Raw genomic sequence first — 13450 nt, 5'->3', positions numbered from 1 at the left:
GTGGCAATAATTGAGGAGGGCAGCTCAGCCCTCCGACTCCAACAGAGCGCTATAGCCCACCTTGTAATCTGGATATTTCAATTCGTAACCACTGGACAACATCAACTGATTGCTGAGCTTTTTCGAGCGGCGCTCGCTCGTTTGCACAATCTCGCGCAGGTGGGCACTGGTATATCCCATCGCTTTTACCAACCACTGTTGCAGCTCGTACATCGGCACAGGCTGGCTATCGGCGCCTATATAAAGAGGCTCCGGGACCCACCCCTGTTTGTGCCTTTCAATAAGGTGCAATAAAAAACCAATACAATCATCGACATGGATGCGATTGCTGTATTGCGGTGGCTGGGGAGGAGCGCAGCGACCAGCGCGAACCTGCGACAACAAGCGATCTCGACCAGGCCCATAAATTCCCGCAAAGCGCACAATGCAACTGTTGGGAATTGCGTTGCGAATGATCTCTTCAGCTGCCAGCAAACTATCTCCCTGAAAACCACTGGGCAGGGGTAAGGTTTGCTCATCGATAAAGTCATCACCGCTTTGGCCATAAACACGAGTAGATGAAACCCAAATAACCAAGCGCGGTGGGGATGGAAGGTGCGGAACAACTTCAGCGACTGCCTTTGCCGTTTCCACATAGGCGCGGTGATAGCCGGTTGGTGTGTGCTCAGTGGGGGTAAATGTCGCGAGAATGACATCCGCCCCCGTAGACAACAAGCGTTCAATATCCTCTTTCTTAGTGGCATCCCCCCGGCGCCAATTCACCACATCTGCCCGGCGCTTACTCGCCAGAGCTACCAGGGGATTGCGCCGCATTCCATAAACCGCGTATTGCTTTCGGTCTATATGCAGTGCCAGTCTCGCCCCGAGGTCACCACACCCAAGGATCCAAAGCTTTTCTTGTTGTGTCATATAGTTCCCGGTGAACAATCTTTGCTGCTCACCTTATTCCCTTGATTCAGTGCTATTCAGTCCTAAGGTGCTGGGGTCATTTGGGCAAATTCAAATTCGGAATGCTTATAGTTCGCCGCCGAGGCTCTCCCCAAAGGCGGACTAGTTGCCACGCCTTTTGAACATGCGATAGATCGCAAGAAAAATTATCGCACCAATCGTAGCCGTTATTATGTCGCCAATTCCGAAACCAGTCACTGGACCACCGAACCCAATCAGGGCACCCAGCCAGCCTCCAATAAAGGCACCAACAATGCCGATGACCATAGTGACTATCCAACCACCAGGATCTCTCCCGGGCATAATCCACTTTGCCAAAGCGCCGGCAATCAACCCGAGAATGACCCAGGACAGAACTCCCATGACGTATCTCCGTTCGGTGTGCCCCTTACAGATATAGCAAAATTTTGCGCCTCAATCCCACCTGAATTCCCAAAACTAGTAAATTTTCCCAATATTCGCTCTCAGCTTACAGATTGAGACAGGGTATTGGCCAGCGGCGATTATTTATGAATAATTACTATTACTAATGGCCATCTAATTGCCTCGACCATGACTCTCAATGAACTGCGCTATATCGTAACTCTCGCCCAGGAACAGCATTTTGGCCGTGCCGCCGAGCGCTGTTACGTCAGCCAACCGACACTCTCTATCGCAGTAAAGAAACTGGAGAAAGAGCTCGGTGTCGCCCTGTTTGAGCGCTCAAAAACTCGAGTGCAGGCAACACCATTGGGCGAGAGAATTGTCGCCCAGGCCCAGCTGGTTCTGGAACAATCAGCAGCTATCAAAGACATTGCCAGCGCCGGCAAGGACCAGCTGGCGAGCCCCCTGTCAGTTGGCGCCATCTTTACTATTGGGCCCTACCTGTTCCCACACTTTATTCCCCAACTACAGCATTTAGCACCAGAAATGCCACTCTATGTTGAGGAGGGATATACCGCCACGCTGAGACAGAGGCTACGCAAGGGCGAACTGGATGCCATCATTATTGCGCTTCCCTTTACCGAGCCCGACGTTGTCACCCAACCCCTGTACGACGAGCCATTTGTTGTATTGATGCCCGCGGGGCACCCACTTACAAAGCAGGAGGTTATCTCCCCGGATCAACTCACTGAAGACAATGTGCTTCTGCTGGGTGAGGGCCACTGCTTCCGTGATCAGGTACTGGAAGCTTGTCCGCACCTGCAACTAACCATGGAAAAAGAAGCGGGCGGCGGCAGCATACGCACAGCGGCCGATGGCAGCTCACTGGAAACACTCCGCCATATGGTGGCCTCAGGGCTTGGAATTACCGTATTGCCACTCTCAGCCGCCACCGCATCACAGTACGCCAGTGGCCTGCTGGAGACCCGCCCCTTTACCGCACCGGGCCCACGCCGCACCGTAGCACTGGCCTGGCGGGCAAGCTTCCCCCGACACCGCGCAATCGACATACTGCGAGAGGCCATCAGCCAGTGTCACCTGACCGTGGGATAGATAACAACCTGGCCGAGCTGCCCGTTACCACCCTCAAAGGCGTGGGGGATAAATTCGCCCAGGTGTTGGCCAAACTCCATATCAACTCCCTACAGGATTTGGTTTTCCACTTGCCCCTACGCTACCAGGACCGCACCCGGGTGGTGCCTATTGCCGGCCTCACCGCTGGTATGGATGTGGTAATCGAAGGGGAAGTCAGTGCCGCCGATGTCGTATTCGGCCGCCGGCGCAGCCTGGTGGTCAGATTACAGGATGGCAGCGGCACCTTAACCCTGCGCTTTTTTCATTTTTCCGCCGCACAGAAAAGCCGCTTTGCCCGAGGAACCCGAATACGCTGCTTTGGGGAGGCCCGTCGCGGTGCCAACGGCCTGGAGCTCTACCACCCGGAAACGGAAATCGTCGGTATCGAAAACGCGGAGACCGCAGATACCCTTACGCCGGTTTACCCGCTAACAGAAGGTGTGAGCCAGGCCCGTATGCGAGGATTGGTGGAGCAGGCACTGGTTCTGCTGAAAAACGGCGCAGTGACCGAGTTCTTGCCGGCAGGGCTATTACCCAAATCACTGCGCTACCCCCTCGGGGACGCATTACTGTATTTGCACGCCCCTCCAGCTGGCACCCAGCTAGATCAACTGGCAGCAGGTACTCACCCCGCCCAGCAGCGTCTGGCCCTGGAAGAGTTACTGGCACACCATCTGAGTCTGCTGGAGTTGAGGCGCAATAGCGCTAGGGTAGCGGCACCACCTCTGTCCGTTAACCGATCCCTGGAGCGAGACTTTTTGTCGCGTCTGCCATTTTCCCTCACCGGCGCACAGCAGAGAGTTTGCGAGGAAATCGCTGAGGATCTGGCTCAACAAACCCCGATGATGCGCTTATTGCAGGGAGATGTGGGCGCGGGAAAAACCCTGGTCGCCGCTATGGCTGCCCTAAAGGGCATTGGAACCGGTGCTCAAGTAGCAGTCATGGCACCGACAGAAATCCTGGCAGAGCAGCACCGGATCAATTTTTGTAATTGGCTGGAACCTTTGGGTATTGAAGTTGCTCAGCTAACGGGCAGCTTAAAGGCTGCCGAGCGGCGTAAACAGCTGGGCAAGATAGCCAGTGGCGAGGCCCAGTTAGTGGTGGGAACCCACGCACTCTTCCAAGAGGAGGTGGCTTTCCGCAACCTGGTGTTAGTGATTATCGATGAGCAACACCGCTTTGGCGTACAGCAACGTCTGGAGCTGCGTGAGAAAGGGGCGGCAAGTGGAGCTACCGGCAGGCTGCAACCCCACCAGCTGATTATGACCGCTACACCGATTCCCCGCACCCTCGCGATGTCCGCCTTCGCCGACCTGGATTGCTCGATCATCGATGAGCTGCCGCCGGGGCGCCAACCCATCAACACCGTTGCCATTGCCAATGATCGACGCGACCAGGTTATGGAACGGGTGCAAAGCGCTATCGCCGAGGGCCGCCAGGCCTACTGGGTCTGTACCCTTATCGAGGAATCGGAAAGTCTGCAGGCCCAGGCCGCAATATCAACCGCCGAAGAGCTCGCCGAAATGCTCGAAGGCGTTCGCGTAGCCTTGGTACACGGCCGCCTGAAGCCAGAGCAAAAAGAGCAGGTGATGAGCGCCTTCAAGGCCGGGGAAGTGGATTTGCTGGTGGCAACCACGGTCATTGAAGTGGGCGTAGACGTGCCCAATGCCAGCCTGATGATTATCGAAAACCCCGAACGCCTGGGCCTGGCCCAATTGCACCAGTTGCGCGGCAGGGTCGGGCGCGGCTCCATCGCCAGCCACTGCGTGCTGCTGTACGGCACACCGCTATCGCAGAATGGCCGCGCCCGCTTGCAAGCGCTGCGTCAACACAGTGATGGTTTTGCTATTGCAGAGGAAGACCTGCGTCTGCGCGGTCCCGGTGAAATCCTCGGCACCCGCCAGACCGGGGAGATCCAGCACCGCATCGCAGACTTGCAGAGAGATGCTGAACTGCTGCCGCAAGTGCAAAAAATTGCTACTTCCCATCAATTGACAGAGGGCATGCGACAACAGTTGATTAAACGCTGGTTACAGAACAAGCCCCGATTTGCCGAGGCTTGAGGAGAGCGCCCTAGTGGGCGCCTACTGTGTTGTTGTCGTTAATGCTGACACTCTTGTAATTGGCATCGTAGTAAGTCTCTTCGTCCAGGGCACCTTCACTCTTCGCCACGACACTACTTACTACCGCGTCACCGGTAATATTGACCGCCGTGCGCACCATATCCAGCAGGCGATCTACGCCGATCACAATGGCAATCCCCTCGAGCGGCAGACCCACCTGCTGCAATACCATACCCAACATAATCAGGCCGACGCCGGGCACCCCAGCAGTACCGATAGACGCCAGGGTTGCTGTCAGGATCACCGTCAGGAAGCCGGTCAGGCCGATCTCAATTCCAAAGAACTGGGCAATAAAGACCGTAGCCACACCCTGCATAATCGCGGTGCCATCCATATTGATGGTCGCGCCTAAAGGAACAGTAAATGCGGCAATTTTATTATCCACGCCCAAGCGTTTCTCCACAGTTGCCAGGGTAACCGGAATGGTGGCTGCAGAAGAAGCTGTACTGAAAGCAAAAATCATGGTTGGGCGCATCTTCTTAAGCAACTCCAACGGATTAAGGCCACTTAGCAGTTTTAGAATCACTGCGTAAGTACCAAAAGCATGCAGAAGCAGAGCGCCGAGTACGACTAGGAAATACTTGCCGAGCTGAATCAACCCTTCAACCCCAAGGTCGGCAAAAGTCTTCGCAAGCAGAGCAAATACGCCATAAGGGGCAAATACCATCAGCACACCGACCATGCGCAATACAACGGTATTGAGATCATTAAAGAAGGCGGCAATACGCTGACCCGGCTCTCCGCAACGGGAAATCGCATAACCCATCAACAGGGCAAATACGATAATCTGCAGCATATTCCCCTCAGCCATAGCAGCGACAGGATTGGTCGGGAATATATTGATCAGTACCTCTGAAAGCGGTGGAGACTCCTTCGGCACAAATTTTGATGCAGCTTCAGCTGCAGCCTCATTAACACCAACCCCAGGCTGGAAGATCAATGCCAGACACAACGCCAAAGTAATGGCGATAGCCGTTGTCACCATATAAAGAAGGACAGTTTTACCCGCCAGCGGTCCAATTCGGCTGCCTTCCGATAGGGCACAGGCACCGCTGATCAGTGATACCAGCACCAAAGGCACCACCATCAACTTCAGCGACGCGATAAAGATACGACCAATAACATCGAATAGGCCTTCGGTTAGGTAAAGGTTAATAGCGCTGTTTACACCGGCACCGAACAACTGGCTCATATTCAAGAAATTGAATATGCACCCAACGGCAATACCCGCAATCATCCCCACTAAGATTTTGGTAGTAAGCCCCATAACAAGCTTCTCTTTATGAATCGTTGTTTTCATTGCAGTGAGCACTATATCCATTGCCGTGCTGGGGAGCAAAAATCCAACAGGGAGAGACCTGCTGCCACCGGCCGGGATACAATGGGGTCTTTACCCAGACTGCGGAGTTATCGTTGCACCAATCACCATTTGTGCCCTCTGGCGATTGGCAGAGTTTGCCTCTAGACACACAACAGCAACCGCCCAACACCCTGGTGCCCTGGCTGACCTATTCCGACTCGCTCACCGCCGCTCTCAAGCAGCAAAGTGGCGGGGACTTTTATGTCCGTGTGCTTTATCAAGGTTGGCAGCCTCCCCGCCCTGAAGAAGTTCGCGCACTGGGGCTGAACCCTAGCAGTCGCGCCCTGATTCGGGAGGTATTGCTCTATGGTTGCGGGCAGCCCTGGGTGTATGCCCGCAGCGTGTTACCTGAGCGCAGCCTGCAGGGAAAATCTCGCAATCTGCGCAGCCTGGATGCCCGCCCACTGGGGGAGCTGCTGTTTAGTGAACCGGGCATTCGCAGAGGGGAAATCACCCTCAACCTGCTGCAAAAATCTCCTGGCTGCGCCGATCGCGAACTTGGAGATAAAGATTTTGAAGTCTGGGGGCGCCGCTCGGTATTCTGGTTGCGAGACAAGCCCTTGCTGGTAGCGGAAGCTTTTCTCCCCAACTTCAAGCCGACAGGTGATCCCATACCACAAGAAGCTGCCCAAACTATCGCAACTGAGGACTCACTGTGATCAGCCAACAGATCGCACAACGCTGGCCCACCGTGCTGCCCTACTGGCAGCTGACACGTATGGATAAGCCTATAGGTTCACTGCTGTTGCTCTGGCCCACTTGGTGCGCACTATGGTTAGCCGCTGAAGGATGGCCGGGATTTCACTTGTTTCTCGTTTTTACACTCGGTGTGATCCTAATGCGGGCGGCAGGCTGCGCAGTGAATGATTTTGCCGATCGCAAAATTGACGCCCATGTAAAGCGCACCGCAGGGCGTCCCCTGGCCACCGGTGCGCTGACTCCAAAATCTGCCTTGGCGCTTTTCGCCGGGCTCAGCGCTGCCGCCTTCCTATTGGTACTCACCACCAACACACTCACGATTCTCCTATCGTTTTTAGCCCTGGCCCTGGCATTCGGTTATCCCTTTGCGAAGCGCCACACACACCTCCCCCAGCTGGTCTTGGGTGCCGCCTTTAGTATGGGAATTCCCATGGCATTCGCAGCGGTTACAGGAGAAGTGCCAGCAGAGGCCTGGTTGCTCTATACCGCCAACCTGGTTTGGACCCTGTGCTATGACACTTTCTATGCGATGGTGGACCGCGATGATGACCTTCAAATCGGTGTTAAATCCACAGCTATTTTGTTTGGGGAGATGGACAAGGTCATAACAGGTGCCTTACAACTTATAGTTCTAGCGGCCCTACTACTGATTGGGTCAAATTTCACACTCGGACCTCTTTACTACTTAGCGCTATTACCCGTTACGGGTTTATTCGTTTATCAGCAGTGGCTAGTTCGAAACAGGGCGCGAGAGGGCTGTTTTCAAGCTTTTATCAACAATAATTGGGTAGGGTTTGCCATTTTCGCCGGCATATCGCTGCATTTTCTGCTGAATTAAAGACATAGTGGGCACCGGAAGCTGGGCGTCATATATTTGTCATATAAATCCCGTTTAATCCTCGGCCATAACTGGGGAAACCCTGACAACAGAGCGGGTATGGCAGGCAAATGCACAGTAAAACGATCCTGATTGTCGATGACGAATCCGCAGTGCGCGATATGCTGCGGGTCGCACTAGAAATGGCAGATTACCGATGTCTTGAGGCGGAGAACGCCCAGGAAGCTCACGCCCTGATAATCGACGAGAAGCCAGACTTAGTTTTGCTCGACTGGATGCTACCGGATGTTTCCGGGGTAGAGCTGGCAAGGCGCCTCAAGCGCGATGAACTCACCACCTCATTGCCGATCATCATGCTCACGGCAAAAGGTGAAGAAGACAATAAAATCAAAGGGTTAGAGACTGGGGCCGACGATTACATCACCAAGCCTTTCTCTCCCCGGGAGCTGGTTGCACGCTTGAAGGCCGTACTGCGCCGCGCGGGCCCGGCAACACCCGAGGAACCCCTCAACGCCGGTGCATTGATACTAGATCCCCTCAGCCACCGGGTAACTATCAAGGGACAGCCGGTGGATATGGGGCCAACGGAGTTTCGCCTGCTCACCTTCTTCCTTTCACACCAAGAGCGCGCCTATACACGCACCCAGCTTCTTGATCATGTGTGGGGCGGAAACGTCTATGTAGAGGAGCGCACTGTGGATGTACATATCCGCCGACTGCGCAAAGCCCTGGCCATTGATGGCCACGACCGCTATATCCAGACAGTTCGCGGCACCGGGTATCGGTTTTCTGTGCAAACTGCAGAAAAAGTGTGACAATCCCCTCTGGATCGGTACCGATCCCTGCAGAATCAAACCTCCGCACTTGACGAGTGCGGGCCTGGTTCCATGAGGTATTGAATGCGGGCGGAAGAGGCTGTGCCACTGCCGCCATCTATCAGGCAACACGGCAACTCTATGTTGGATCGCAGTATTGGCGAGTTTTCGCGTTTCGTAATTATAACCCTGGGGTGCACCATTCTCGGTGCCACCTCCGGCAGCTGGTCTCTCGCCCTGATTGCGGGACTGGCCAGCTACCTGATCTCAGTGCTGTGGCAACAGCAACGTTTCAACCGCTGGCTGGCAAACGGCAGACGCGGCCCAGCCCCCACCGCCTTTGGCATTTGGGGCGAAATCTACGACGACTTTTACCGAATGCAGCGGCGCCACCGCCGCGAGAAGCAAAAATTGCATGTGATGCTGCGCCGGGTGCAAGACAGTACCAGCGCACTGCGCGAAGGCATTGTAGCCCTGGAAGACGGCGATAACCTGGCTTGGTGGAACCCTGCAGCAGGTGAACTCCTTGGGTTACAGGCCAGTGATTCCGGCCAGTCATTAGTCAACTTTGTCCGCGACCCCGGCTTTGTCAGCTATATGCACGGTGATAACAGCGGAGAACCCCTCACTCTGCCCGCACCTGGCAATGAGGCGCGCATGCTACAGCTGGAAGTCACCCGTTACGGTAAAGACGAGGCCTTGGTCATTGTTCGTGACATCACCCGTTTGCACAACCTCGAACAGATGCGCCGGGATTTTGTCGCCAATGTTTCCCATGAGCTGCGCACCCCCCTCACGGTAATTGCCGGCTACCTGGAAACACTGCAAAGCAGTGATATGGCACCGCCTCCCTGGAGAAAGCCCCTGGCACAAATGGAAGAGCAGGCTGGCCGTATGAGCACGTTGGTCAATGACCTGCTGCTATTGGCTCGCCTGGAAACCTCAGAACGCAAAAGCGGGGATATGGCTGTAGCTGTGCCGGAACTGATTGAGCGGGTAGCCCAGGAAGCGCGCAGCTTCAGTGGCGACCGCCACCATATCGAAGTCCATTGCGAGGGGGACTACTACCTCAATGGAGACCCCAGCGAGTTACACAGCGCTTTCGCCAACCTGGTTTTAAATGCAGTGAAATACACTCCCGAAGAGGGCGAGATTCAATTGCGCTGGTCGTTGGATGACAAAGGCGGGCACTTTTCCGTAGAGGATAACGGTATCGGTATCGATTCGATCCATATTCCCCGTTTGACTGAACGCTTCTATCGAGTTGATCCAGGCCGCTCACGGGACAGCGGCGGCACCGGTCTCGGACTGGCAATCGTTAAGCATGTGTTGCTGCGACACAATGGAGAAATGAGTGTAGAAAGCACGCCCGGGCAGGGCAGTCTCTTCACGCTTCACTTTCCGCCAGCAAAGCTGGCTCAAAAACCAGCATCCAGGTTGAGTTCTGAAGCCGCTAATTAAAGCGGCTTTCGATTACTCCAGTTCCTGCAGTTCTACTTCTTTACCGTCTTTGACATAGCTAGCCGTACCCTCTTTACCCAGAGCGTTTGCTTCCCGGCGCAAAACCAAATGGTGCAACTGCAAATCACCATCGCGCAGCAGCATATGCTCGTTACCCTCATCATCGGTAGGCAGGGCCTTAACACCGATAAGAGCATCTCGCAGAGCGCGCAACTTGGGCACATCGCGGTAGCGATTTAAGTCATTCGACAAACGAGCTTTCATACGCTCACTCTCATGTAGCGCCGCCGCTGTCTCACGGTACTTGGCAAAAAAGAATACGGCTCCAATGGCAAAGGCTACGATCACCGCTATTTCAAACCACTCAGGCATAGTTACTCCTTATTATCATTTTTGCGCCAAACCATTAATTGATTATTGGCCGGCAAGAAATTTAGTTCTGTGCGACTGAACCCCGTACTCTCTGCCAGCTGATCGAGCCATTCGAGATCGCGAATCCCCCGCTGGGGATCATGCTCCTTCAACTGGTTATCAAAATCAGCATTAGTAGGGCCAATAAACTCTCCTGCAATTTTCACTGGACCATAAACGATCAACAAACCTTCCGGCTCCAGAACATCGGCACTGTGCAGAAAGAACTTTTGCACTAGTTCAGCCGACATAATATGTAAGGTGTTTGCAGTGAAAATAGCATCAGCCGAAATCTCGGGCCAAGAATCGCCAACATCGAGCACTAGCGGCTGTGGCAGGTTGCTACTGGGGACCTCCGCCAGCCAGGACTTTACGGCCTCCAGCTGTTGCGATCGCTCTGAAGTTTGCCACTCAAGATGCGGTAAATGCGGAGCAAAATATACTGCGTGCTGGCCAGTACCACTGCCAACCTCAAGTACATTGCGGCTAGAAGCCAACAGGCGAGTCAGTTGCTGGAGAATCGGCTCGCGATTGCGCCCGCAGGAGGGTGCATCGGGCAATTCATTACTAATCACTGCGGCTCATCCCGGGTGAACACCCAATCCCACTCAGTGGACATATTCGGGTTATAGACATAACCGGCCACATCAAACCCTTTCAGCTCTTCCGCCTTCTTTACCCTCTGGTCAATGGCCCAGCGACTCATCATGCCTCTGGCTTTTTTAGCGAAGAAGCTAATCATCTTATACTGACCATTTTTCAGGTCCTTAAAATGCGGGGTGATCACCTGAGCATCGAGCTGCTTGGTTTTGACTGATTTGAAATATTCATTGGATGCGAGGTTTACCAACTCGCGACTCTTCACGCCCTGCAACTGCGCATTCAATGCTTCGGTAATCTTATCTCCCCAAAATTCATAGAGATTCTTACCCTTGGCATTTTCAAATTTAGTGCCCATCTCCAGGCGATAGGGTTGCATCAAGTCCAATGGGCGCAGCAAACCATAAAGGCCAGAGAGCATACGTAAGTGCTTTTGCGCATAGGCAAAGTCCCGCTTACCCATAGTCTCCGCCTCCAATCCGGTATAAACATCACCTTTAAAGGCGAGCAGGGCGGGGCGGGCGTTGTTATCGGTAAATGGGCGCTTCCAAGTGTGGAAGCGATCGTAATTCAAGACTCCCAACTTATCTGAAATCTTCATCAAGCTGGAAACCTGCTGCGGGCTCAGTTCGCGCAGCTCTTTGATCAGGGCTGCTGATTCTTTCAAAAAGTCCGGCTGGGTGGTTTCCAGTGAGGGAATATCACTTTCATAGTCCAGGGTTTTCGCCGGTGAAATAACTATTAACATCGGGTGCCTTCTCGCTTCGCTATCGCCTCAACCACACACTACCAAGCTATTGTGGCTGACCCAAATATATAGCGGATGTTTACTCTGGCTTTAGGACGTCCTGCCACCAATTGAGTGGAGTCTGCCCGTCTTTAGGGTCATAAACATTGCCGTAATACCAAACGCTGTTAGCCCCATCGCAGGCACTGTTGAGGATCTCCTCAATCTTATCGAATCCACAACTGACATGAATGCTGTAGACCAATACGCGCGGAGCCTCCAGATCCAAATCGCCCCCGAGCTTCTCCAGCTGTGGGGTCAACTTATCAGACAGTTCCGTGCTATCGCCGCGACAAAAAATACGCACCGCCAAATTCCCCGAGCGCTTTACCAACTCAAATTGCTGGGTGTCTTTATCGACCTTAATGTAATCCCCACTGGCGATTCCCTTAATAAAGACAGGGGATCGCACCAATTGGCAGCTATCATCCTCGCTCACACGAACCTGTAGCCGTTCCACCACGGGCTCACCTTCGGGGTTGTTGCCCGCAAATAACTCAATGACTTGAAGTGCCGTCATAAACCTCAGTTCCCGTACTGTGTACAATGAGTAACCATTCTAATGACTCAACATTATACAGGGAGGGAGGCAATGATCTCGCGTACCCAAGCGCTTACGGCATGTGTCGCGTTTTGGACAACCACGATTCTCGGAGGATGCGTTGTCAATCCAGTCACCGGTGAGAAACAGGTTTCGCTGATATCTCCGCAGCAGGAGGTTCAACTGGGGCAACAGCACTATGCTGCCAACCAACAGCAACAGGGCGGCCAATACACCATTGATCCGGCCCTGCAAAACTACATCAATCAGGTTGGCCAAAAGCTGGCGCGGGCCTCAGACCGCCCCCAGCTACCTTACGAGTTTGTGGTTCTGAACAATTCGGTTCCCAACGCCTGGGCCTTACCCGGCGGCAAAATCGCTATCAATCGAGGCCTGCTGGTGTTACTCGATGACGAAGCTGAGCTCGCTGCCGTACTGAGCCATGAGATAGTTCACGCTGCTGCGCGACATTCCGCAACTGCGATGTCCCAACAACAATTGCTGGGCGCAGGCCTTGCAATCGTGGGAGCTGCCACCCAGGACTCTGGCTACTCTGACTTGATTGCCACCGGGACTCAACTGGGGGGCTCCGCCTATATTGCCCGCTACAGTCGCAGCAATGAGCTAGAGTCAGATCAATACGGTATGAAATATATGGCCGCTGCGGGATATGATCCCCAGGGGGCCGTACGCCTGCAAAGAAAATTTGTTGAACTGTCGGAGGGGCGGCAAGCTGGTGGACTGGAAGCGCTCTTTGCCAGCCATCCCCCTTCCCAGTCTCGTGTCAGCGCTAATGTCAAGCACAGCCAATTTTTACCCAAAGGGGGAATCACCAACCGGGCCACGTACCAAAAAGCCATAGCGCAATTAAAGCGCGATGCCGATGCTTACAAGAATTACGACGATGCGGTTGCCGCAGCCAATAATAAAAAAATTGACTCTGCACTAAAGCTGGTACGAAAAGCTCAAAAACAGCAACCCAAAGAAGCTGCCTTTTTTGCGTTAGAAGGCGATTTACTCAGCCAAAAGAAACAATATAAAAATGCCCGAAAGGCATACGACAGTGCCATTCAAAAGAATCCAGCGCTATTTTCGTATTGGCTAAAGCGGGGAATCACTAATATCCAATTAAAAAATTATAGCTCTGCAGAGGGTGACCTAACCAGATCACTACGCTATCTGGATACCGCTTACGCTCACTACTACCTTGGCCAGACCTATGAGAGGCAGGGAAATAAGCAAAGTGCTTACAAGCACTATCAGGAGGCTGCCGGGGCTGGCGGGGAAATTGGTACCATGGCACAAAATCGAATAAAAGCCATCGCCAACAAGGGATAAATAAATCCGATTAAAATAAAAAGGGCTATCTG

General features: G+C 53.7%; 14 protein-coding genes. 7 read left to right on the top strand and 7 right to left on the bottom strand.

From position 1 onward, the window contains the following. Window positions 1–24: 24 nt before the first annotated feature. Together ACJJIW_RS06680 and ACJJIW_RS06675 are read right to left on the bottom strand one after the other, a co-directional pair. The gene (locus ACJJIW_RS06680) at window positions 25–909 is read right to left on the bottom strand and encodes a sugar nucleotide-binding protein (RefSeq protein WP_282930625.1); all 885 of its coding nucleotides are present in this window, start codon (window positions 907–909) and stop codon (window positions 25–27) included. A gap of 141 nt (window positions 910–1050) precedes the next feature. Further along, a complete protein-coding gene (locus tag ACJJIW_RS06675; protein WP_108735039.1) occupies window positions 1051–1311 on the bottom strand; it encodes a GlsB/YeaQ/YmgE family stress response membrane protein in 261 nt (86 codons plus the stop codon). Between the two features lie 189 nt (window positions 1312–1500). Between ACJJIW_RS06675 and ACJJIW_RS06670 the strand changes: the two genes are divergently transcribed. Both ACJJIW_RS06670 and recG read left to right on the top strand, forming a co-directional pair. Next, window positions 1501–2424, top strand: a complete 924-nt coding sequence (locus ACJJIW_RS06670; protein WP_282930624.1) for a hydrogen peroxide-inducible genes activator — start codon at window positions 1501–1503, stop codon at window positions 2422–2424. After that, complete coding sequence (gene recG / locus ACJJIW_RS06665; RefSeq protein WP_444936964.1) at window positions 2403–4508, top strand: ATP-dependent DNA helicase RecG; 2106 nt, start codon at window positions 2403–2405, stop codon at window positions 4506–4508. The genes ACJJIW_RS06670 and recG overlap by 22 nt, the downstream gene beginning before the upstream one ends. A gap of 10 nt (window positions 4509–4518) precedes the next feature. On the opposite strand, the gene ACJJIW_RS06660 is transcribed toward recG, so the two are convergent. Further along, window positions 4519–5835 (bottom strand): dicarboxylate/amino acid:cation symporter, encoded by a 1317-nt coding sequence (locus tag ACJJIW_RS06660; protein ID WP_444937352.1) that lies wholly within the window; start codon window positions 5833–5835, stop codon window positions 4519–4521. A gap of 146 nt (window positions 5836–5981) precedes the next feature. Between ACJJIW_RS06660 and ACJJIW_RS06655 the strand changes: the two genes are divergently transcribed. The 4 genes from ACJJIW_RS06655 to phoR all read left to right on the top strand — a co-directional run bounded on the left by ACJJIW_RS06655 (window position 5982) and on the right by phoR (window position 9741). Then, window positions 5982–6587: a chorismate--pyruvate lyase family protein gene (locus ACJJIW_RS06655; RefSeq protein WP_282930622.1), complete on the top strand. Its 606-nt coding sequence runs from the start codon at window positions 5982–5984 to the stop codon at window positions 6585–6587. Next, window positions 6584–7465 carry a 4-hydroxybenzoate octaprenyltransferase gene (gene ubiA, locus ACJJIW_RS06650; protein ID WP_444936963.1) on the top strand — a complete coding sequence of 294 codons (882 nt, stop codon included), beginning with the start codon at window positions 6584–6586 and terminating at the stop codon, window positions 7463–7465. Before ACJJIW_RS06655 ends, ubiA begins: the two co-directional genes overlap by 4 nt. A gap of 110 nt (window positions 7466–7575) precedes the next feature. Then, window positions 7576–8280, top strand: a complete 705-nt coding sequence (gene phoB / locus ACJJIW_RS06645) for a phosphate regulon transcriptional regulator PhoB (protein WP_444892385.1) — start codon at window positions 7576–7578, stop codon at window positions 8278–8280. An 84-nt stretch (window positions 8281–8364) separates the two neighbouring features. Next, window positions 8365–9741, top strand: coding sequence for a phosphate regulon sensor histidine kinase PhoR (gene phoR / locus ACJJIW_RS06640; RefSeq protein WP_444892386.1), 1377 nt, complete (start codon window positions 8365–8367; stop codon window positions 9739–9741). Window positions 9742–9753: 12 nt separating this feature from the next. Here the strand turns inward: phoR and ACJJIW_RS06635 are convergent, their stop codons facing one another. The 4 genes from ACJJIW_RS06635 to ACJJIW_RS06620 all read right to left on the bottom strand — a co-directional run bounded on the left by ACJJIW_RS06635 (window position 9754) and on the right by ACJJIW_RS06620 (window position 12059). Further along, window positions 9754–10113 (bottom strand): hypothetical protein, encoded by a 360-nt coding sequence (locus ACJJIW_RS06635; protein ID WP_444936962.1) that lies wholly within the window; start codon window positions 10111–10113, stop codon window positions 9754–9756. A gap of 2 nt (window positions 10114–10115) precedes the next feature. Beyond that, the gene (locus tag ACJJIW_RS06630) at window positions 10116–10727 is read right to left on the bottom strand and encodes a DUF938 domain-containing protein (RefSeq protein WP_444936961.1); all 612 of its coding nucleotides are present in this window, start codon (window positions 10725–10727) and stop codon (window positions 10116–10118) included. Continuing rightward, window positions 10724–11500: a peroxide stress protein YaaA gene (yaaA, locus tag ACJJIW_RS06625; protein WP_282930617.1), complete on the bottom strand. Its 777-nt coding sequence runs from the start codon at window positions 11498–11500 to the stop codon at window positions 10724–10726. The genes ACJJIW_RS06630 and yaaA overlap by 4 nt, the downstream gene beginning before the upstream one ends. A 79-nt stretch (window positions 11501–11579) precedes the next feature. Next, window positions 11580–12059 (bottom strand): DUF4265 domain-containing protein, encoded by a 480-nt coding sequence (locus ACJJIW_RS06620; RefSeq protein ID WP_282930616.1) that lies wholly within the window; start codon window positions 12057–12059, stop codon window positions 11580–11582. Between the two features lie 72 nt (window positions 12060–12131). On the opposite strand from ACJJIW_RS06620, the gene ACJJIW_RS06615 reads away from it, so the two are divergent. Then, a complete protein-coding gene (locus ACJJIW_RS06615; RefSeq protein WP_444936960.1) occupies window positions 12132–13418 on the top strand; it encodes a M48 family metalloprotease in 1287 nt (428 codons plus the stop codon). The last annotated feature ends 32 nt before the right edge of the window (window positions 13419–13450 follow it).

The organism is Microbulbifer maximicatervae (SeqCode) (assembly GCF_052467815.1).
This window is presented reverse-complemented; position numbering and strand designations above follow the sequence as displayed.